The organism is Rathayibacter sp. AY2B3 (assembly GCF_002931755.1).
Lineage (GTDB): Bacteria > Actinomycetota > Actinomycetes > Actinomycetales > Microbacteriaceae > Rathayibacter.
The window spans coordinates 1-744 of sequence record NZ_PSUG01000105.1 but is presented as its reverse complement, the minus strand read 5'-3'; the positions used below and the strand labels follow the sequence as shown (position 1 = coordinate 744).

Below are 744 nucleotides of genomic sequence, written 5' to 3'. Positions count from 1 at the left end.
GACGACCAGCACCGTGGTGACGAACACGGCGGCCGTCGTCTCGGCCGCGATCCGCGAGAAGTTGACGACGTTGACGTGGGCGCTCATGTCGCCCGCGATCGCGCGGAGCGCGCGGGCGCTGCGGGAGTGCTGGGCCATGTCGAGCAGGTCGCTGCGCGAGAGGACGCCGAGTGCGGCGTCGGTCGCGGCGAACCAGCCGCCGACGGCGACGAGCGCGAGGGCGGCGATGAGGAGCTGGAGAGTGGGCACGGCGCGCTCTAGCGGCGTCGCTCGCTGATGTGGAAGCCGACCAGGATGTCGCGCTGGATGCCGAACATCTCGCGCTCCTCCTCCGGCTCGGCGTGGTCGAAGCCGAGCAGGTGCAGGAGCCCGTGGGCGGTCAGCAGCTGCAGCTCGTCGAGCACCGAATGGCCGGCCGACTCGGCCTGCGACTGCGCGACCTGCGGGCAGAGCACGATGTCGCCCAGGAGCCCCGCGGGGGTCTGCTCGTCCTCGGTGCCGGGGCGCAGCTCGTCCATCGGGAAGCTGAGCACGTCGGTCGGCCCCGGCTCGTCCATCCACTGCACGTGCAGCTGCTCCATCGCTCCCTCGTCGACGAGCACGATCGCGAGCTCGGCGTCGGGGTGCACGTGGAGCGAGTCGAGCGCGTAGCCGGCGAGGCGCAGCAGGGCGGCCTCGTCGACGGGGACGCTCGACTCGTTGTTGATCTCGATGCTCACGGGGGCGGGTCTTCCTTCGGTTCGG

Annotated in this window: 1 protein-coding gene and 1 pseudogene; both read right to left on the bottom strand. The window is 71.6% G+C overall.

Annotated features, from left to right (window positions below; genetic code table 11):
* Positions 1–249, bottom strand: a pseudogene (locus C5C24_RS17480) (HlyC/CorC family transporter); the annotation flags it as partial.
* Positions 250–257: 8 nt separating this feature from the next.
* Positions 258–719, bottom strand: a complete 462-nt coding sequence (gene ybeY, locus C5C24_RS17475) for an rRNA maturation RNase YbeY (RefSeq protein ID WP_104223424.1) — start codon at positions 717–719, stop codon at positions 258–260.
* Positions 720–744: the final 25 nt, after the last annotated feature.